Below are 19,028 nucleotides of genomic sequence, written 5' to 3' on the forward strand. Positions count from 1 at the left end.
ACGAAGCATTCTAACCAGACTCCTTCTAAGTTGTGGATCGGGAGTTCGAATCTCTCCTGAGGCGTATTTGCCCGTTATTGATGCGTATAGTGTCCGTTGAATCAAACGATGGCATAAACGTATTAGTAGCGGGTTTTTCGTGTACGTAAGTCATACGTATAGGCGAAAGGAGTCCTTGGCTAAGCTATCAGTCTCACGGCTAACGCAAGAAACAACATCGATCCAACAAACTTAATTTTTGAAAATGGAAAGAACAAAAGAAGCCCAGAAGTGAAGGTGATCGGTTATTTGCTAAACAGTTAGGCCATATCAAGATCACAAGCAGTCTATCGTTGCCTGTGATCCTTTTGTTTCAGAAGGTGACCAATCTTTTACGAGGAAGGTTGCTCAAGGGAAATATCCTATTCTACTTGTAATTAAGCAGTTAGAAAGTAGAGACGAACGCGTAGCCTATGCGAGGACAATGATTTCTACTATCTTTGCGAGGAATTTGCAGAAGCGCTTGAGCAAAACTACAAGCACACATGGAACTGGCTCGTCACCCGTTTTCATGACAAGGTGGACATTGCTATGTTTACAACAGGCTTCGGCGACGGGATGTATCCAAGCTTTTGGGGGCTAGATGGAAGCGGAGAACCCGCTTGCCTTGTGACGGATTTTTTTATAATGAACTGATGAGAAACCCATGCAACTTTTTTATTGTTCTCTGATTATAGAGTATTAGCAGCAAAAAATAGTAAAAATGATAAAGTGTTGGCCGACTTGCAATAAGAAACCGTTTTTTTTGGATAAATGTTGATGGATATTCGAAAAAATATTCTTCTTATCGATAAAAAGTTAAAAGCACTAAAGAATGATATGAAGTTTGTTGATCAAATGCCAATGTCATTAACTTTGTCAGTTATGAAATAGGACTACCTAATTTTTGTATAATAGAGTATAATAAATATATAAATTTTATAATTTTAAATTATTCGAGGGAAGTGAACAGTGCTTTCCGATTTAAGAGAAATAATCGAGGAAATGTATATCATCGCCGAAACACTAAGAGAAAAACGAAGTATCTGACCATTGCTGAGTGGAAGGTCGATGTGGGGGTTAGATTGATTTTGTCTTCATTGGGGCAAAAGCAGAAAAGAAAATGCATCCGGGGTCATTAGATACCCAAAAAAGTTTATGCAGGCATCCAAATTAACTGGGTGTCTTTTTATAGTAAAGATTTAAGCTGTTTATTGATTTGCTGTAAGGTTGATAATAGTGCCTCTACTTAAATATTTACCGAATTTTCCAAATAAGATATATTAATAATTAGGACAATAATTTTAGGAGTGAATATATTGAAAGTAATAACAAGAGGTGCTCATGCACATGAATACAGTGAATTCTTTCAAAGAAGCATGAGGCCGATATTATCTAAAAAAAAGCCACCTCGTAAGATATATCATTACACAGATATATATGGTTTTAAGGGAATTCTAGAAAATAACTCATTTTGGATTTCTCATATTGATTTTTTAAATGACAAGACAGAAATTAAGTATACATTTAATTTAAGCCAAGAAATTTTGCTTTCTTTATGTAAAGATGAAGGTTTAAATGAGATTAGAACTAAAATGATTATGAATATATATGAATTATTAATCGATATGTATTTTGTTCAGAATAAAAAGAATTACTACTCTCTTTCATTTTGTATTAATCCAGATTCAAATTTACTATGGTCAAATTATTCACAAAATGATGGATATTGTATTATGTTTGATTATGAAAATTTAGTCAAGAGTTTCAAAGATACTAATACTTATTTGCTGGCTTCTTATGTAAATTATGATGTTGATGATCAAAAAACTATTTTGAAATCATTATTAAAAAAAGTATTCAATATTTTAAAGAATGATGAAATGACGGATGAAGTGTCGAATACCTTAATACATTTATCTTCTGCTTTAGAGCTAATACATATGGTTTCTATTTTTTTTAAAGATGAGTGCTTTGCTCAAGAAGAAGAGTTTAGAATTGCTTTGCATACAGTTGGAAATGATGAAACTTACCAATGTAGAATATCAAGTGGAACTTTTATTCCTTATATTGAAAGAAAATTTCATAAAGATGTAGTTTCAGGTGTTACTATTGGACCAAAGAACAATATGGATATTAATTTAGAGGGGCTTCGTAAATTTCTCGAATTAAAAGAAATTGATATTTCCCCTGATGAGATCAAGAAATCACGAATCCCATATCGATTTTAATAGTACTAATTTATTTTGCTATAAATAAGTTTTGAATCCTATCTTAAGTATAGGTTCACTTTTTAAGCAGTGACCACTTATTTGAGAATGATTTGTTTGAAAGGGAAAATGTCAAGCGCATTCGATATGACTAAAAGCCCGTAGTTGGCCATAATTATAGAAATGGATTATTGGTAGTCTATTTGGAGAACAATATATATGGATATTACATAAGATTTAGGGATATATACGTTTAGTTATTATGAAATTAATTTTTAAACAGATTCACATGAAATAGATAATGAGTAATAAATATATTGAAACATAAAGAAGAGCACGGCTACTTAAATTTAATCGCTCTTCTTTTTTGTTAAATGGATTGAGAATGTTAAAAGTCGATACAGCCTTTCTTAATTCAATTCAAGGTGCCACCAATTCAACTTTCATTCTATCAGGATCTTCAAAATAAGCAGCGTAATGTTTATCGCCGCCTGCGAAGGGGTGTGTATCGGTATAAAGAATTTTAACACCCATGCTTTTTAACTTTTCAGTCATATCATCTACTTGCTGCCGGGAACTGGCATGAAAAGCCAGGTGGTTTAGACCTGACCTGCGTCTATGATAGGGTATGCCCATAAATCGTTTCTCCGTTTGTACGAAAACGATATAAGTTTCTCCCAATTTCCAACTTCGACCGCTTTCCCAGGTTTGATACGGCTCGTAGCCTAACTCCTCTAAAAACCACCCCCAAAAAATAATCGAATTCTTTAAATTCGAAACATTTAGTTCAATATGATGAATCAGTCCTTTTGACAATAGAAGAACCCCCATTTAGAAGATTAATTATTATATGACTTAATGTAACTTAATTCAGATGAATATGGAACTCTATTTAATGGTTTAACTGTTAATGAATAAATCTAAAGAAGAATATGCTGCTTCTCGACAGCTTTCAGCAATTTTAAGGCAAATTTAAGATCGAATTTCATTTCAAATACATTAAATCTTTGTTACAATAAGACAGCTTTGCTCAAAAGAGACGTTCCAAGGTTCGACATTTTTTTAGCATTTCTTAAAATTTTTATGGTTTGATATGAAACTCTTTGAATGAGTCATGCGTCTCTATAAGTGTCAAAAGAAAAGAGGTTATCAATATGCTATTCAAAAAGCTATCAGAAAATAAGTCTGTAAAATGGATAGGATATACAAGCTTTTACTTACTTATTTTGCTATTATTGTTCTTTATTTACGGATTCCACACAGCAAATACGGGATCATTCATTTACAACGATTTTTAATTGGAGATTAAATTATGAAACTATTACAAACGATTCATGAATACCAGCAAACGAAACCAACACAGCCAGCATTTGTTTCTCAACATGCATCGATCACATATGATGAGCTTTGGCATTTATCAGACCAAATGGCTGGTGCGATCGATGCAGTCGCAGCTGGCAGTGAACCTGTCATTGTATACGGTCATATGGAGCCAGAGATGCTGATTTCTTTCTTAGGCAGTGTGAAATCAGGCAGACCGTATATTCCGGTCGATATCTCAATACCTGTCGAGCGTATCGTCTCAATTATTGAAAGCTCAAAAGCCAGTCTATTGATTTGTGCAAATGAGCAGAATGTATTAGATGTAGAAGAGCACATTGAAGTGAAGAGTGCGGCATCGCTTTTAGCACTTGAAAAAGAAGCACCGCCATCCACGCAGTGGGTTCAACAAGATGATGTTTTTTACATCATTTATACGTCTGGCAGTACCGGAAAACCGAAAGGCGTTCAGGTAACAGCCAATAATTTAGAAAGCTTTACAGATTGGATGTGCCGTGACTTCCCAATTGGTGAGGGACGCACATTCTTAAATCAAGCACCATTTTCTTTTGACTTATCAGTGATGGATCTTTATCCAGCGCTTCAATCAGGCGGCACGCTTTACTGTTTAGTAAAAGATCTCGTCAATAAGCCAAAGGATATGTTTGCAGCACTTGGTCAATCTGACGTTGAAGTGTGGACATCAACACCTTCTTTTGTGCAAATGTGCTTAATGGACCCTTCCTTTACAGGGGAGCTTTTACCTGAGCTGAAAGTTTTCTTGTTCTGCGGTGAGGCGCTTCCTGTAGCTGTAGCAAGTGCACTTCTGGAGCGTTTTCCAAAGGCGCAGGTCTTTAATACGTATGGTCCGACTGAAGCAACTGTTGCGATCACATCAATTGAAGTCACGCAGGCGATTCTTGATCAGCACGATTCTTTACCAGTCGGCTATGCCAAACCTGATACAGACATCGTCATTTTAGATGAAGAAGGCAAGACACTTCCTGATGGTGAAAAAGGGGAAATTGTCATCGTGGGCCCAAGCGTCACGAGAGGCTACTTAGGTGAACAAGCCTTAACGGATAAAGTGTTCTTTGAATACGAGGGACGCCCTGCTTACCGTACAGGTGACGCAGGTGTGGCGCAGGATGGATTAATTACGTGCCATGGCCGTCTCGACTATCAAATTAAGCTTCATGGATATCGGATGGAGCTTGAAGAAATTGAATATCATGTGAGCGAGACAACCTATGTCAATGCTTGTGTGATTGTGCCATTCCAGCCAAACGGTCATGTCGAGTACTTGATTGCAGCGATTGTTCCAGCAGCTCATCCATTTGAAAAAGAGTATCAGCTGACAAGTGCGATTAAGAAGGAAATGGCGGATTCACTGCCAGCGTACATGATTCCAAGAAAATTTGTGTATCTTGAGCAGCTGTACATGACGCCAAACGGGAAGGTTGACCGTAAGAGAATCGCGAAAGAGGTTCTTCTATGATTCCGTTTAGTTCATTCTTTTTCTTCATTCTAATTGGTATTCTTCTTTTGCCGACGATCATTCTTGGTCTTCGCGGCAAAAGAATGCAGGGCTACAACATGTTTGCAACGGTGGTGGCGCTGGCACTTATTTTCTCAAAGGATGCCCATGGCGCGCTGCTGCTCTTCTTGTTCACGGTGTGGCAAGTCTTCATCATCCGCCTGTACCTTGCATATCGGTTAAAGGCGAATCAGGCATCTGTTTTCTATGCAGCAGTGGTGGCATCTATTTTGCCGCTTGTGCTGTCAAAGATTTTACCGTTCTTTTTAACTCATCAGCCGCACCAGCCGGCGCCAATGAACTGGCTGAGCTTTTTGGGAATCTCATACTTAACATTTAAAGGTGTTCAGTTAATTATCGAGACAAGAGACGGCTTGATTAAGAAGAAAATTCCGATTCACCGTTTGGTCTATTTCATTGTCTTTTTCCCGACGATTTCATCAGGTCCGATTGACCGTTACCGCCGATTTGAAAAGGATATGGATACGCCGCCTGAAAAAGAAGCATACAGTGATCTTCTATATGCCGGTATTCATAAAATTTTTATTGGCTTCTTATATAAGTTCATTATTGGCTATCTGATTCACACATATATTCTGATGAATATCCATCACATTAGCAGCAGTCACTTTGTTCAGCAGTTAACATATATGTATGCTTACAGCATGTATTTGTTCTTTGACTTTGCTGGATATACAGCATTTGCTGTAGGTGTGAGTTATATGATGGGGATTAAATCACCAGAGAACTTTAATAAACCGTTTATCAGCCGAAACATTAAAGACTTCTGGAATCGCTGGCACATGTCCCTGTCCTTCTGGTTCAGAGACTACGTGTTTATGAGATTTGTGTTCTTTATGACTAAAAAGAAGTGGATCAAGAACCGAATGGCTGTATCAAACATTGGGTACTTTGTCCTATTTCTATTGATGGGTGCTTGGCATGGTCTTGCCCTTCAATATATTATTTACGGACTATATCATGCAGTTGTCATGTCCGGTTACAATTTATTTGAGAAATGGAATAAAAAGCACAAGTGGTGGCCGGATAATAAGGTCACAATGGTTGTGTCGATCATTATTACATTCCATGTGATTTGTTTCGGATTTTATATTTTTTCAGGAAAACCATTTCATCATTAATGATTAAGGGAGTAGAAAATTATGGAATTTAAAAATCAAGTATACGGTATTATTGCAGAGGTTTGTCAGGATGACGTTGTGAAAGAAAATCCAGAGATTGCGATTTTTGAAGAAGGTCTTCTTGATTCATTTGGTACAGTAGAACTGCTTATGGCAATTGAAAGTCAACTCGGAATCACTGTTCCGATTACAGAATTCGATCGTGATGTGTGGGATACGCCGAATCATATTGCTGAGCAGCTGGCAGAGATGAAGTAATGAAAAAGCGTTTTTTTGGGCCGCTTATTTTAGCGGCTGTTCTATTCATTGGTGTTCTTCTTGTACCAAATGCATGGCTCTCACACCTGATCCCAAAAGACAAATTACAAAAGTCAGCCACAGAATTAGATCCAGGGATGTTTCAAGGGCTCTATTTACAAGATGAAATGCTAAAAGATCCAACTTATTTGCCGATCTATGGATCTTCTGAACTATCACGTTTTGATCCATATCACCCTTCGAATTTCTTTCATGAGAATCCTCAAGGGTTTACACCTTATCTTATTGGAAAAGGTGGATCGCAATCATTAATTCATGCGATGAACTTCGCAGCGCATATGGATGAATTAAAAGGGAAGAAGCTTGTATTTATCGTGTCTCCGCAGTGGTTTGTGAAATGGGGATCTGACGAGAATCACTTTGCACCTAACTATTCAGCGCTTCAAGCGCTGAATCTCGCCTATAATAAAGAAATTGATCCAACTGTGAAAAAAGAACTGATTAAAAGAATCATGAAGTTTAAAGCAGTCAAAAACGACATGGTGATTACAGAGCTTTTTAAAGCAGAGCTATCTGGGAACAAGTTCGCTTATGGCGCGATTTCTCCTATTGCGAAAATGTATTATGGTATGCTTCAAAAGAAAGACATGTACTATACGATTGGATCGGGGCATGCGCGCAAGCTTCAACCGTCTCCTTCAGTCAAAGGAAAAACATGGGCTGAGCTTGAAAAAGAAGCGAGCATTTTTGGTGCGAAAAGAGCAGGGGACAACCCGTTTTATATTAACCAAAAACTGTTTGACCACAAGCTGAAACCGATTATGAAAAAGATGAAGGATTCCCGTGAAGGTCATTCTTATGCGGAATCACCAGAATACAAAGATTTTCAAATCATGCTGGATATTTTAAAACAGGCAGGGGCGAAGCCTTTGTTTGTGACGATTCCTGTCAACGGAAAGTGGTATGATTACACCGGTTTTCCGAAAGAAGGCCGTACAGGTTATTATGAAAAAATCAATCGTCAAATTCGAGATAATGGGTATGAAGTCGCGGATTTGACTAAGCATGAGTACGATCCATATTTCTTTAAAGATACGATTCATGTGTCTTATAAAGGATGGGTGTACATCGATAAGGCAATTGAAAAGTTTTACAAAGAGCAGTAGAATGCAGCAGCTTTCTGCTGCTTTTTGTTTGTCGAATCAGCGGATATCTTGTATAACTGAGGGAAAAGGGCTATGCTGTAGATGGAGGCGATATGATGAATCGTTCTGAGAAAAAAGAACTATTAAAGCGTTCAAAGAAGCATTTTAATGATCATGCCTTTTGGGAAAAGTTAAAAAAGACGGCACAAAAAGCTGGTGTCTCTCTTGTCTATGCTGTGCTATTACTTTACTATACATTGCAAAAACCCGAAGTGCCGGTCAAAGCAAAGACCTTGATTATTGGAGCACTCGGCTATTTTATCCTTCCACTTGATCTCATTCCGGATACATTGATTGGCGTCGGCTACACAGATGATTTAGGAGCCATCACATTTGCTTTGCTTCAAGTAGCGATGTACATTGATGATGATGTGAAAGGGAAAGCAAAAGACAGGCTGTCAAAATGGTTCGGTGAAAAAACGGATACGTCTCTGATTGATCAAAAGCTTGAGGATGGCGGTATGCCGTCTGCATGAAGAAAAGCCTCCGTTATTGGAGGCTTTTTTCTTTACCCTAAAAATTTCACGCAAACTGGATGAGGGACGGTAATGTCTGATTGTAAGACAGTGAGACGTCCTGTTTCTTTGTCGCGTTTGTATAACACAAGATTGCTAGATTCTTGGTTTGAACCGACGAGGAATTCTTCTGTTGGATCAAGCACAAAATCTCTAGGCCAGTTTCCTTCAGAAGAAGCAATCTCGACTAGGCTTAATTGGCCGTCATCATCTGCTTTAAAAATCGCAATGCTATCATGACCGCGATTTCCTGCATAAACAAATTGTCCGTCTGAAGAGACATGAATGGCACTGCCTTGATTGTTCTCTGTAAAATCGCTTGGAATGGTCGCGATTGTTTGGATCTCTTCAAAATGACCATCTTCAAAGTAACGAAGCACAATGACCTCTGAGCTTAGCTCTGTCATTACATATGCCACAGGTTTCGTTGGGTGGAATGTGATATGACGAGGTCCGCTGCCAGGCTTTGTTTCAAATGTATGAGCAAGCTCAAGTTTGCCGTCTTCTTTCTTATACGTATAAATTCCATCTGTTCCAAGGTCAACAGCTACTGCAAATTGTTCATCTGGCGTGAGACCCATAAAGTGAGTGTGCGGTTTTTCCTGACGATCTTCGTTAGGGCCAGTTCCTTCATGCTGCGCCTGTGACAGCGTGCGGATCACTGAGCCATTTTCAGCATCGATTTCATACATCTCTGCTGTCCCTTTATGATAGTTCGCTGTATACGCCGTTTTCGTTTGACTGTCCACGCTGACGTGGCAAGGAGAAGCTCCATCGGCAAGCTCTTGGTTGATGAAGTGAAGTCTGCCTGTTGTTGAATCAATTTGATACGCAGCAAGGCCGCCCTGTGATCCTTTTTTCACAACAGCATAAACAAACTTTTGATCCTCTGACACGGTTAAATATGTAGGATTTTCAAGTTCCGCAGCGACTTCTACTTGCTCAATCTGCTGCTTGTCCGTATTTAATGTAAACGTATAAACGCCTTTACTGTCTCCCTTAGTATACGTACCGATATAACCTCTGATGTTAGCCATGTATTGCCCTCCTTCTATTAGATGCTCTCATTCTATCATAAATTCATAGGAAAACGCTTTAGAAAGGCATGCCAAAAGAAAAAACAAAGTCAATGAAATCTCACAATATTCATCAAAAATCATGTGAAAAAATATCACAAAAGTTTTCTCAAAAGAAAAGCGTTCATGTAAAGTAAATAAATTGAAGAAAAAATACAAAAAATTTTAAGTTTTTTCATTCCTTGTCTAGCAAAGGTGTAAGCGTATACATTTAATTTTGATTAGTCTAAATTGTCTAATAATTTTAAAAATGCTGTTGACACTGTATGGAAAGCGGCGTAAGATGGGTTCAACAAAAGCTAAACAAACACGCAGTGCAAGCGAGAGACACTTCAATATAAAGTGTCTGAAAATTCAACTACTTTTTGTTTGAAAGAGAGGGTGCTCACTGAAAATGGAAGACCAAAAGGAACAGTGGATCTTTTTAAACGATGAACTCGTGAAAAAAGAGGATGCGAAAATTTCAGTTTACGATCATGGCTTCTTATATGGCGACGGTGTGTTCGAAGGGATTCGCGTATATAACGGAAATATCTTTCGAATGAAAGAACATTTAGACCGCCTGTATGATTCCGCCAGATCCATTATGCTGAACATTCCATATTCACTTGAGGAACTCACGGAGAAAATGATTCATACAGTTGAAAGGAACGGACTAAAGGATGCCTATATCCGCCTTGTCGTCTCAAGAGGAGCAGGTGATCTTGGATTAGATCCTAACAACTGCGGGAGAGCCAATACAGTGATCATTGTAGAGCCGCTGGCCATTTTTCCAAAGCACCTATATGAAACGGGTATCGATATTGTAACTGTTCCAACAAGACGAAATCGTCCAGATGTCCTTAGCCCAAAAGTGAAATCATTAAATTATTTGAATAACATTCTTGTCCGAATCGAAGCCCATATGGCCGGTGTGAGTGAAGCGCTGATGCTGAACGATCAAGGGTACGTGGCGGAAGGTTCTGCAGACAACGTGTTTATTTATAAAAAAGGCAAGCTTTATACACCGCCAGGTTATATCGGCGCACTTGAAGGCATCACAAGAAATGCCATCATGGAGATTGCAGAAGACTTAGGATACGAAGTGAAAGAAGAACCATTCACAAGACACGATGTGTATACAGCTGAAGAAGTATTTCTAACAGGAACCGCAGCCGAAGTCATCGCCGTTGTAAAAGTTGACGGCCGTACAATCGGTGAAGGGAAACCTGGATTCCACACAAACAAACTTCTTGAACAATTCCGCAAGCGAGTAGTTGAAGAAGGAGAAAAAGTCGTTTTTGCAGATGAAAACATTCATGCAAGCTAAATAGATATCGATAAACGTTGAAGAGGACTAGTAGCTTTAGAGTCAGTATCTACAGAGAGCCGGTGCTAGCTGGAAACCGGTGTTACTTTCTAAAGTGAACTCACCTCTGAGTGTCTGCTTGAAATGATAGTAGGGCAGACCGAGTGACATTGCTCACTCGTTACCAAAATGGACGAAAGATGTCCATGAGACGGCAGCAGGATATGCCGTGAACAAGGGTGGTACCGCGAAAAAACAAAGCTTTTTCGCCCCTTTGACCTAGTGAAAAGTAGTGTCATTGTGGGGTGAGAAGGCTTTTTTATATGGTCTCATATCTCTATCTTGAATAGAAAAGGGTGAAAGGACTTGACTGAAGCAAGACAAAGAGGAGGAAATCAAATGGGGACAAATGTACAAATGGAGACAGAAAAATCAAAAGCGCCACAAACGATGAACGGTGCACTCATGTTAATTGAAGCACTTAAAAGAGAAAAAGTAGAAGTCATTTTCGGCTATCCGGGCGGAGCGGTTTTGCCAATCTACGATAAAATTTACGATTCTGGTTTATTTCATGTCCTGCCAAGACATGAGCAGGGAGCGATTCACGCAGCAGAAGGATACGCAAGAGTATCTGGTAAACCGGGTGTTGTCATAGCCACATCAGGGCCGGGAGCGACAAACCTTGTGACAGGAATTGCAGATGCGATGATTGATTCACTTCCCCTTGTTGTATTCACAGGGCAGGTGGCAACGTCAGTCATTGGATCGGATGCTTTCCAAGAAGCAGATGTACTCGGCATCACAATGCCAATTACAAAGCACAGCTACCAAGTAAGAAATCCAGAGGAATTACCGGGTGTCATTAAAGAGGCATTCCATATCGCAACAACAGGCAGACCTGGTCCAGTTTTGATTGATATTCCAAAAGATGTTGCAGGCATTGAAGGAACGTTTGAATATGATCAGCCAATTGATTTACCTGGTTATCAGCCAAAAGTAGAGCCGAACTATTTGCAAATTCGCAAATTAGTAGAAGCTGTCAGCAGAGCGAAGAAACCAGTTATTCTAGCAGGAGCTGGCGTTCTTCATGGCAAAGCATCTGAAGAATTAAGACAGTATGTAGAGCAGCAGCAAATCCCAGTCGCTCATACATTGCTTGGACTTGGCGGATTCCCGGCAAAGCATCCTCTTTTCCTAGGGATGGCCGGTATGCATGGCACATATGCAGCGAACATGGCTCTTCATCAATGTGATCTGCTTATTTCAATCGGAGCAAGATTTGATGACAGGGTAACAGGCAACCTCAATCATTTTGCGAAACATGCGAAGGTGGCTCATATTGACATCGACCCAGCGGAAATCGGCAAGAACATTCATACCCATATCCCGGTAGTTGGAGACAGTAAGCTCGTTCTTGAAGAGCTGATCAAGCAGGACGGGAAGCAAGGGGAATCAGACGAATGGAAAAATCAATTAGATCAGTGGAAGGAAGAATATCCACTCTGGTACGTTGAAAACGAAGCAGAAGGCTTTAAGCCTCAAAAGCTGATTGAATACATTCATCAATTCACAAAAGGTGAAGCCATTGTCGCAACTGATGTCGGACAGCATCAAATGTGGGCGGCGCAGTTCTATCCATTTGAAAATGCAGATAAGTGGGTAACATCTGGAGGTCTTGGCACAATGGGCTTCGGATTACCAGCAGCCATCGGCGCTCAGCTGGCTGATCAAGAGGCAACTGTTGTGGCAATTTTAGGAGACGGAGGTTTCCAAATGACCCTGCAAGAACTTGCCGTTATCCGTGAGCTGAACCTTCCAGTCAAAGTGATTGTACTCAATAATCACAGCCTTGGAATGGTAAGACAATGGCAAGAAATTTTCTACGAAGAACGCTACTCACATTCTAAATTTTCAGAGCAGCCAGACTTCGTCAAATTATCTGAAGCTTATGGCATTAAAGGAATCAGAATCTCATCAGACGAAGAGGCGAAAGAAAAGCTTGAAGAAGCCTTAACCTCTAGAGAGCCTGTTTTCATCGATGTCAATGTAGCGAGAGATGAAAAAGTATTCCCGATGGTAGCACCGGGGAAAGGACTTCATGAGATGGTGGGGGTGAAACCTTGAAAAGAATTATTGTGTTGACTGTATTAAATCGATCAGGCGTACTGAACAGAATCACAGGCCTCTTTACTAAAAGACACTACAACATTGAAAGCATTACGGTCGGCCATTCTGAGATTCAAGATGTATCACGCATCACGTTCGTCGTCCATGTAGACCAGGAAAAAGACATCGAACAGCTGACAAAACAGCTGAACAAACAAATCGATGTTCTGAAAGTAACAGACATTACAAACCAATCAATCGTTCAGCGAGAGCTGGCTTTGATAAAAGTCGTATCTGCACCAGCATCAAGAATGGAGATCACGGGGGTCATTGAACCTTTTAGAGCTTCTATTGTAGATGTAAGCAGAGAGAGTGTCGTCATTCAGGTGACAGGTGAGTCTTCAAAAATTGAAGCACTCATTGAATTACTTAAGCCATACGGCATTAAAGAAGTCGCCAGAACTGGCACCACGGCCTTTGCGAGAGATAATCAGCAAAAGCCGCAAACAAATAAAACAATTTCAATTGTCTAAACAAAAGGAGAGAGTCAAATGGTAAAAGTATATTATAACGGTGATATTCAAGAAAACGTATTAAATGGTCAAAAGGTAGCGATCATTGGCTACGGATCACAAGGTCATGCACATGCATTGAACTTAAAAGAAAGCGGCGTAGATGTGATCGTCGGCGTAAGAAAAGGCGGATCTTATACAAAAGCACAAGAAGACGGTCATCAAGTATTTACAGTAAAAGAAGCAGCAGCACAAGCAGACGTAGTCATGGTACTACTTCCAGATGAGCAGCAAAAGAAAGTATATGATGAAGAAATCAAAGATCAATTAGAAGCTGGCAACTCACTTGTATTCGCACACGGATTCAACGTTCACTTCCATCAAATTGTTCCTCCAAGTGACGTAGACGTGTATCTTGTAGCTCCGAAAGGTCCAGGACATCTTGTGAGAAGAACATATGAGCAAGGCGCTGGTGTACCTGCCCTATTTGCTATCTATCAAGATGTATCTGGCCAAGCGAAAGACAAAGCACTTGCTTATGCAAAAGCAATCGGCGGAGCAAGAGCGGGCGTTCTTGAAACAACATTTAAAGAAGAAACAGAAACGGATCTATTCGGTGAGCAGGCAGTTCTTTGTGGAGGTCTTACTTCATTAGTAAAAGCAGGATTCGAAACGTTAACAGAAGCTGGTTATCAGCCAGAGCTTGCATACTTCGAGTGTCTGCATGAACTAAAATTAATCGTTGACCTTATGTATGAAGAAGGCTTAGAAGGCATGAGATATTCAATCTCTGATACAGCACAATGGGGTGACTTCGTATCAGGACCACGTGTTGTGGATGCAAAAGTAAAAGAATCAATGAAAGCTGTTTTGACTGATATCCAAAACGGAACATTTGCAAAAGAATGGATTGTTGAAAACCAAGTGAATCGTCCGCGTTTCAATGCAATCAATGCAAATGAAAATGAGCACCAAATTGAAATCGTTGGTAGAAAGCTTCGTGAAATGATGCCTTTCGTTAAACAAGGAAAGAAAAAGGAAGCGGTGAGCGTCGGTGCGGAAAATTAATTTTTTTGACACAACACTTCGAGATGGAGAGCAATCTCCAGGAGTGAACTTAAATGCACAAGAAAAGCTAATCATTGCAAAGCAGCTTGAGCGCCTTGGGGTTAATATCATTGAAGCGGGATTTCCCGCTTCATCCCGAGGGGATTTCTTAGGCGTACAAGAAATAGCAAGAACGATTAAAAGCTGTTCTGTAGCTGGTCTTGCACGATGTGTGAAAGGTGACATTGATGCTGCATGGGAAGCATTAAAAGATGGAGTGGAGCCAAGGCTTCATGTCTTTATTGCCACTTCTGACATTCACCTGAAGCATAAACTCAAGAAAACACGTGAAGAAGTCGTAGAACAGGCTGTCGCAATGGTGAAATATGCGAAAGAACGTTTTCCAGTTGTCCAATGGTCAGCAGAAGATGCGTGCCGTACAGATCTTGCTTTCTTGGCAGAAATTGTAGAAAAGGTGATTGACGCTGGGGCGAGTGTCATTAACTTGCCAGATACAGTTGGATACCTAGCGCCAAAAGAGTACGGAAACATCTTTAAATATATGAAGGAACACGTTCCAAATATCGACCGTGTCAACTTGTCCGCTCACTGTCACGATGATCTAGGAATGGCTGTGGCAAACTCACTTGCTGCCATTGAAAATGGAGCAGATCAAATTGAAACGGCTGTCAACGGAATTGGCGAGCGTGCTGGAAATGCCGCTTTAGAAGAAATTGCAGTAGCTCTTCATATTCGAAAAGACTTTTACCAGGTCGAATCAACGATTCAATTGAATGAAATTAAGCGTACAAGTGATGTAGTGAGCAAATACTCAGGAATGATTGTGCCGCGTAATAAAGCAGTCGTTGGAAACAACGCATTTGCACATGAATCAGGTATTCACCAAGATGGTTTCCTCAAAGAAAAAACAACCTATGAAATTATTTCTCCAGAGCTTGTCGGTGTGACAACAGATGTGCTTGTCCTTGGAAAACACTCCGGAAGACACGCGTTTAAAGACCGCCTGAAAACACTAGGCTTTAAACTAACGGAAGACGAAATCAATAAATTCTTTGAGACTTTCAAGAACTTGACAGAGAAGAAGAAAGAAATTACAGATGATGATTTGATCTCTATTATATTAGAAGAAAAAGTAGCAGACCGAAAAATCGGCTATGAATTTGAAAGTCTGCAAGTGCACTATGGAACAGAACAAATGCCAACAGCAACAGTTTCTCTGAAAAATCAAGAAACACAGGAAGTCATTCAAGAAGCAGCTACAGGTGCAGGCAGTGTAGAGGCTGTGTACAACACGCTTGAGCGCTGTATGGAAGAAAGAATTCATTTGCTGGACTACCGCATTCAATCAAATGGAAAAGGCAGAGATGCACTAGCAGAAGTATATGTCACTGTTTCAATAGAAGGAAAAGAAACAGCAGGACGCGGTGTAGCGCAAGATGTGCTTGAAGCATCGGCGAAAGCTTACGTCAATGCAGTAAACAGGCATTTAATCTTCAAATCAAATCTGATTGAAATTGAGAAACATCACGCGATCTCATAGGAAAGGAGGAAGGTTCTCATGAAAAAGAAAATTGCACTTTTGCCCGGCGATGGAATCGGACCGGAAGTCGTGACATCTGCAGTTGCTGTCCTTCAAGAGACGGCGGCTCAATTTAGGCACGAATTCGAATTTGAAACTGCGCTCATTGGCGGTATCGCAATAGATGAAAAAAACAACCCGCTTCCAAAGGAAACAGTAGATGTATGCAAAAACGCTGATGCGATTTTATTAGGAGCAGTCGGCGGACCAAAGTGGGATCAAAACCCGCCAGAGCTTCGTCCAGAAAAAGGCCTGCTCGCCATTCGTAAACAGCTGGACTTATTTGCAAACATCCGCCCTGTAAAGGTGTTCGATAGTTTAAGCGGGGCATCTCCGTTAAAACAGGATCACATTAACGGAGTCGATTTCGTCATCGTTCGTGAATTAACAGGCGGTCTCTATTTTGGTGAACCAAGCGAACGCTATACGGATGATGAAGGAAAAGAAGCTGCCGTTGATACGCTCCTTTATACAAAGGAAGAAATTGTCCGCGTATTAAAAGAAGCGTTCGATATGGCGTTAACGAGACGGAAAAAAGTGACGTCTGTAGATAAAGCGAATGTTCTTGCTTCTAGTAAACTATGGCGGGATGCGGTAGAAGAAGTTGCTGCTCAATATCCAGAAGTTGAATTTGAGCATATGCTCGTCGACAATGCTGCCATGCAGCTGATTTACAAGCCCGCTCAATTTGATGTCATTGTGACAGAGAATATGTTCGGCGATATTTTAAGTGACGAAGCTTCGATGATTACTGGATCACTCGGCATGCTGCCATCTGCTAGTTTATCAAGCACAGGTCTTCATTTATATGAGCCAATTCATGGTTCAGCACCCGATATTGCGGGGCAAAACGTTGCAAATCCTCTGGCAACCATTTTATCAGCAGCAAGCTTGCTTAGAACTTCCTTTGCATTAGAAGAAGAAGCGGCTGCAATAGAAGAAGCTGTCGAAGCTGTTCTTGCCTCTGGCAAACGAACAAAAGATTTAGCAGCAAAAGAGGGAACTTATCAAACGACTGAAGAAATCACTAATGCGGTTGTAGACGCACTCAAGCAGCGCGTGCAAACCATTGTGTAAATAGAATCTTGTGGAATTAGGTAGAGGGAGGAAAAGGGTTATGCCTCGAACAATCATCGAAAAAATATGGGATCAGCATGTAGTCAAAAGCGGCGAGGGAAAACCAGACCTTTTATATATTGATCTGCACTTGGTGCATGAAGTGACATCACCTCAAGCATTTGAAGGATTAAGACAAAAAGGGCGCAAGGTGAGAAGACCTCAAAACACGTTTGCGACGATGGATCACAACATCCCAACTGTGAATCGATTTGTGATCAAAGATGAGATTGCTAAAAAGCAAGTGAGTGCCTTAGAGCGCAACTGTGCGGAATTTGGCGTTCGTCTTGCTGACCTTTACAGTGTTGACCAAGGAATCGTCCATGTCGTTGGACCTGAGCTTGGATTGACACTTCCGGGGAAAACAATCGTTTGTGGAGATAGTCATACATCAACTCACGGCGCATTTGGTGCACTTGCCTTTGGGATCGGTACTAGTGAGGTTGAACATGTACTTTCTACACAAACACTTTGGCAGCAGCGTCCGAAAACGCTAGAAATTAGAGTAGACGGAAAGCTTCAAAAAGGGGTAACCGCCAAAGATGTCATTTTAGCCGTCATTGGTGCGCACGGCGTGAAGTTCGGCTCAGGTTATGTCATTGAATACACTGGGGAAGTATTCAGAAACATGACGATGGATGAGCGGATGACCGTTTGTAATATGTCAATTGAAGCAGGCGCAAGAGCAGGATTGATTGCACCTGATGAAGTCACCTTCGAATATTGCCGCGGCCGCAAATATGCACCGCAGGGTGAAGACTTCGAAGCAGCTATTAAAGAATGGGAAGAACTTAGAACAGATCCAGGTGCAACCTACGATAAAACCATTGTGTTAGATGGAAATCAGATTTCACCAATGGTTACGTGGGGAATTAATCCAGGAATGGTACTGCCTGTGGATGCATCGATCCCAGGACCTGAGGACTTTGCACAAGAAGATGATCAAAAAGAAGCGATTCGTGCTTATGAATACATGGGTGTCCATCCGCATCAGCGTATAGAAGATATTACGATTGAGCATGTCTTTATCGGCTCATGTACGAACTCAAGAATGACTGATTTACGCCAAGCCGCTTCTATGATTGAAGGACAAAAAGTAGCAGATCATGTCAGAGCGATTGTGGTGCCTGGCTCTCAAAGTGTCAAATTGCAAGCAGAAAAAGAAGGTCTTCATGAAATCTTCCTTGAAGCAGGATTTGAATGGAGAGAATCAGGCTGCAGTATGTGCCTTAGTATGAATAACGATGTGGTACCGGAGGGTGAACGCTGCGCGTCCACATCAAACCGTAACTTTGAAGGGCGTCAAGGGAAGGGTGCGAGAACGCATCTTGTCAGCCCGGCAATGGCTGCAATGGCTGCGATACATGGCCGCTTTGTCGATGTCAGGAAGTTTAATCAAGAGAAAACAGTCGTGTAAGGAGTTGTCATAGATGGAGCCTTTAGTCACTCATAAAGGAAAAGCCGCTGTGCTTAACCGTATCAATGTAGATACAGATCAAATTATTCCGAAGCAATTTTTAAAAAGAATCGAACGAACAGGATATGGCCGCTTTGCCTTTTTCGACTGGCGTTATTTAGCCGATAGCAGCCCAAATCCAGATTTCGAACTAAATCAGCCGATCTATGAAGGAGCATCCATTTTGATCGCAGGGGAGAACTTTGGCTGCGGATCATCTAGGGAACATGCTCCTTGGGCGCTTGATGATTATGGCTTTAAAATTGTCATCGCACCATCATTCGCAGATATATTTCATCAAAACTGCTTTAAAAATGGGATGCTTCCGATTCGCCTTGATTATGATGTGTGGAAAACCTTCGCTGCGTCATATGAGAACAAAGGGTATGAGATGACGGTTGATCTTGAAAAACAGCAGATAGAAGATCACGAAGGGAATATCACCCCTTTTCAAGTCGACCCTCACTGGAGAGAAATGCTCCTGAATGGTTATGATGAGATTTCATTAACATTACTATTAGAAGATGACATTCAAGCATTTGAAGAAAAGCGCAGCAGCTGGCTGCGCGCTTAAGCAACGAGAAGCTGTCCGCCCGAGGTGTGACGGCTTCTTTTTTGCATG

Annotated in this window: 17 protein-coding genes, 2 pseudogenes and 1 other annotated feature; of the genes and pseudogenes, 17 read left to right on the top strand and 2 right to left on the bottom strand. The window is 40.7% G+C overall.

The window, feature by feature from the left end; all coding sequences use genetic code 11:
* Positions 1–328 precede the first annotated feature (328 nt).
* The 3 genes and pseudogenes from BA81_RS20130 to BA81_RS01180 all read left to right on the top strand — a co-directional run.
* Positions 329–462: pseudogene (locus BA81_RS20130) on the top strand (DUF4241 domain-containing protein); the annotation flags it as partial.
* Positions 463–486: 24 nt separating this feature from the next.
* A pseudogene (locus BA81_RS20135) lies at positions 487–675 on the top strand (DUF4241 domain-containing protein); the annotation flags it as partial.
* 662 nt (positions 676–1,337) lie between these two features.
* Complete coding sequence (locus tag BA81_RS01180; RefSeq protein WP_034279778.1) at positions 1,338–2,249, top strand: DUF2971 domain-containing protein; 912 nt, start codon at positions 1,338–1,340, stop codon at positions 2,247–2,249.
* A gap of 399 nt (positions 2,250–2,648) precedes the next feature.
* Here the strand turns inward: BA81_RS01180 and BA81_RS01185 are convergent, their stop codons facing one another.
* The gene (locus tag BA81_RS01185; protein ID WP_034279780.1) at positions 2,649–3,044 is read right to left on the bottom strand and encodes a VOC family protein; all 396 of its coding nucleotides are present in this window, start codon (positions 3,042–3,044) and stop codon (positions 2,649–2,651) included.
* A gap of 332 nt (positions 3,045–3,376) precedes the next feature.
* Here BA81_RS01185 and BA81_RS01190 point away from each other — a divergent pair, with 332 nt between their 5' ends.
* The 6 genes from BA81_RS01190 to BA81_RS01215 all read left to right on the top strand — a co-directional run bounded on the left by BA81_RS01190 (position 3,377) and on the right by BA81_RS01215 (position 8,166).
* Positions 3,377–3,526: a teichoic acid D-Ala incorporation-associated protein DltX gene (locus BA81_RS01190; protein ID WP_024427820.1), complete on the top strand. Its 150-nt coding sequence runs from the start codon at positions 3,377–3,379 to the stop codon at positions 3,524–3,526.
* Positions 3,527–3,540: 14 nt separating this feature from the next.
* Complete coding sequence (dltA, locus tag BA81_RS01195; protein ID WP_034279782.1) at positions 3,541–5,046, top strand: D-alanine--poly(phosphoribitol) ligase subunit DltA; 1,506 nt, start codon at positions 3,541–3,543, stop codon at positions 5,044–5,046.
* On the top strand, positions 5,043–6,227 hold the full coding sequence (gene dltB, locus BA81_RS01200) for a D-alanyl-lipoteichoic acid biosynthesis protein DltB (RefSeq protein ID WP_034279784.1): 1,185 nt from the start codon (positions 5,043–5,045) through the stop codon (positions 6,225–6,227). Before dltA ends, dltB begins: the two co-directional genes overlap by 4 nt.
* Positions 6,228–6,248: 21 nt before the next feature.
* Positions 6,249–6,485, top strand: a complete 237-nt coding sequence (gene dltC, locus BA81_RS01205; RefSeq protein ID WP_024423191.1) for a D-alanine--poly(phosphoribitol) ligase subunit 2 — start codon at positions 6,249–6,251, stop codon at positions 6,483–6,485.
* A complete protein-coding gene (gene dltD / locus BA81_RS01210; RefSeq protein WP_034279785.1) occupies positions 6,485–7,651 on the top strand; it encodes a D-alanyl-lipoteichoic acid biosynthesis protein DltD in 1,167 nt (388 codons plus the stop codon). Before dltC ends, dltD begins: the two co-directional genes overlap by 1 nt.
* A 95-nt stretch (positions 7,652–7,746) precedes the next feature.
* Positions 7,747–8,166 (top strand): YkvA family protein, encoded by a 420-nt coding sequence (locus BA81_RS01215; RefSeq protein WP_034279788.1) that lies wholly within the window; start codon positions 7,747–7,749, stop codon positions 8,164–8,166.
* Positions 8,167–8,198: 32 nt separating this feature from the next.
* Here the strand turns inward: BA81_RS01215 and BA81_RS01220 are convergent, their stop codons facing one another.
* Positions 8,199–9,242 (bottom strand): lactonase family protein, encoded by a 1,044-nt coding sequence (locus BA81_RS01220; protein ID WP_034279790.1) that lies wholly within the window; start codon positions 9,240–9,242, stop codon positions 8,199–8,201.
* Positions 9,243–9,675: 433 nt separating this feature from the next.
* On the opposite strand from BA81_RS01220, the gene ilvE reads away from it, so the two are divergent.
* The 8 genes from ilvE to leuD all read left to right on the top strand — a co-directional run bounded on the left by ilvE (position 9,676) and on the right by leuD (position 18,980).
* Positions 9,676–10,590, top strand: a complete 915-nt coding sequence (gene ilvE, locus BA81_RS01225; protein WP_024427825.1) for a branched-chain-amino-acid transaminase — start codon at positions 9,676–9,678, stop codon at positions 10,588–10,590.
* A gap of 8 nt (positions 10,591–10,598) precedes the next feature.
* Positions 10,599–10,846, top strand: a binding site (T-box leader).
* A 122-nt stretch (positions 10,847–10,968) separates the two neighbouring features.
* Entirely contained in the window at positions 10,969–12,693 is a 1,725-nt protein-coding gene (ilvB, locus tag BA81_RS01230) for an acetolactate synthase large subunit (protein WP_025092480.1), read from the top strand.
* A complete protein-coding gene (ilvN, locus tag BA81_RS01235) occupies positions 12,690–13,208 on the top strand; it encodes an acetolactate synthase small subunit (protein WP_007501584.1) in 519 nt (172 codons plus the stop codon). Before ilvB ends, ilvN begins: the two co-directional genes overlap by 4 nt.
* 18 nt (positions 13,209–13,226) lie before the next feature.
* On the top strand, positions 13,227–14,255 hold the full coding sequence (gene ilvC, locus BA81_RS01240; RefSeq protein WP_024423187.1) for a ketol-acid reductoisomerase: 1,029 nt from the start codon (positions 13,227–13,229) through the stop codon (positions 14,253–14,255).
* Positions 14,242–15,795 (top strand): 2-isopropylmalate synthase, encoded by a 1,554-nt coding sequence (locus BA81_RS01245; protein WP_034279793.1) that lies wholly within the window; start codon positions 14,242–14,244, stop codon positions 15,793–15,795. The genes ilvC and BA81_RS01245 overlap by 14 nt, the downstream gene beginning before the upstream one ends.
* 18 nt (positions 15,796–15,813) lie before the next feature.
* Positions 15,814–16,911, top strand: a complete 1,098-nt coding sequence (leuB, locus tag BA81_RS01250) for a 3-isopropylmalate dehydrogenase (RefSeq protein ID WP_034279795.1) — start codon at positions 15,814–15,816, stop codon at positions 16,909–16,911.
* Between the two features lie 40 nt (positions 16,912–16,951).
* The gene (gene leuC, locus BA81_RS01255) at positions 16,952–18,367 is read left to right on the top strand and encodes a 3-isopropylmalate dehydratase large subunit (RefSeq protein ID WP_034279797.1); all 1,416 of its coding nucleotides are present in this window, start codon (positions 16,952–16,954) and stop codon (positions 18,365–18,367) included.
* 13 nt (positions 18,368–18,380) lie between these two features.
* Entirely contained in the window at positions 18,381–18,980 is a 600-nt protein-coding gene (gene leuD, locus BA81_RS01260) for a 3-isopropylmalate dehydratase small subunit (protein ID WP_034279799.1), read from the top strand.
* The last annotated feature ends 48 nt before the right edge of the window (positions 18,981–19,028 follow it).

Origin of the sequence: Bacillus safensis FO-36b, assembly GCF_000691165.1 — a bacterium.
Taxonomy (GTDB): Bacteria; Bacillota; Bacilli; order Bacillales; family Bacillaceae; genus Bacillus; species Bacillus safensis.

Bases quoted from the DNA above. Each gene is read 5' to 3' on its own strand.
- dltA (WP_034279782.1), top strand. From the start codon at position 3,541: ATGAAACTATTACAAACGATTCATGAATACCAGCAAACGAAACCAACA.
- dltB (WP_034279784.1), top strand. From the start codon at position 5,043: ATGATTCCGTTTAGTTCATTCTTTTTCTTCATTCTAATTGGTATTCTT.
- dltC (WP_024423191.1), top strand. From the start codon at position 6,249: ATGGAATTTAAAAATCAAGTATACGGTATTATTGCAGAGGTTTGTCAG.
- dltD (WP_034279785.1), top strand. From the start codon at position 6,485: ATGAAAAAGCGTTTTTTTGGGCCGCTTATTTTAGCGGCTGTTCTATTC.
- BA81_RS01215 (WP_034279788.1), top strand. From the start codon at position 7,747: ATGAATCGTTCTGAGAAAAAAGAACTATTAAAGCGTTCAAAGAAGCAT.
- BA81_RS01220 (WP_034279790.1), bottom strand. From the start codon at position 9,242: ATGGCTAACATCAGAGGTTATATCGGTACGTATACTAAGGGAGACAGT.
- ilvE (WP_024427825.1), top strand. From the start codon at position 9,676: ATGGAAGACCAAAAGGAACAGTGGATCTTTTTAAACGATGAACTCGTG.
- ilvB (WP_025092480.1), top strand. From the start codon at position 10,969: ATGGGGACAAATGTACAAATGGAGACAGAAAAATCAAAAGCGCCACAA.
- ilvC (WP_024423187.1), top strand. From the start codon at position 13,227: ATGGTAAAAGTATATTATAACGGTGATATTCAAGAAAACGTATTAAAT.
- leuB (WP_034279795.1), top strand. From the start codon at position 15,814: ATGAAAAAGAAAATTGCACTTTTGCCCGGCGATGGAATCGGACCGGAA.
- leuC (WP_034279797.1), top strand. From the start codon at position 16,952: ATGCCTCGAACAATCATCGAAAAAATATGGGATCAGCATGTAGTCAAA.
- leuD (WP_034279799.1), top strand. From the start codon at position 18,381: ATGGAGCCTTTAGTCACTCATAAAGGAAAAGCCGCTGTGCTTAACCGT.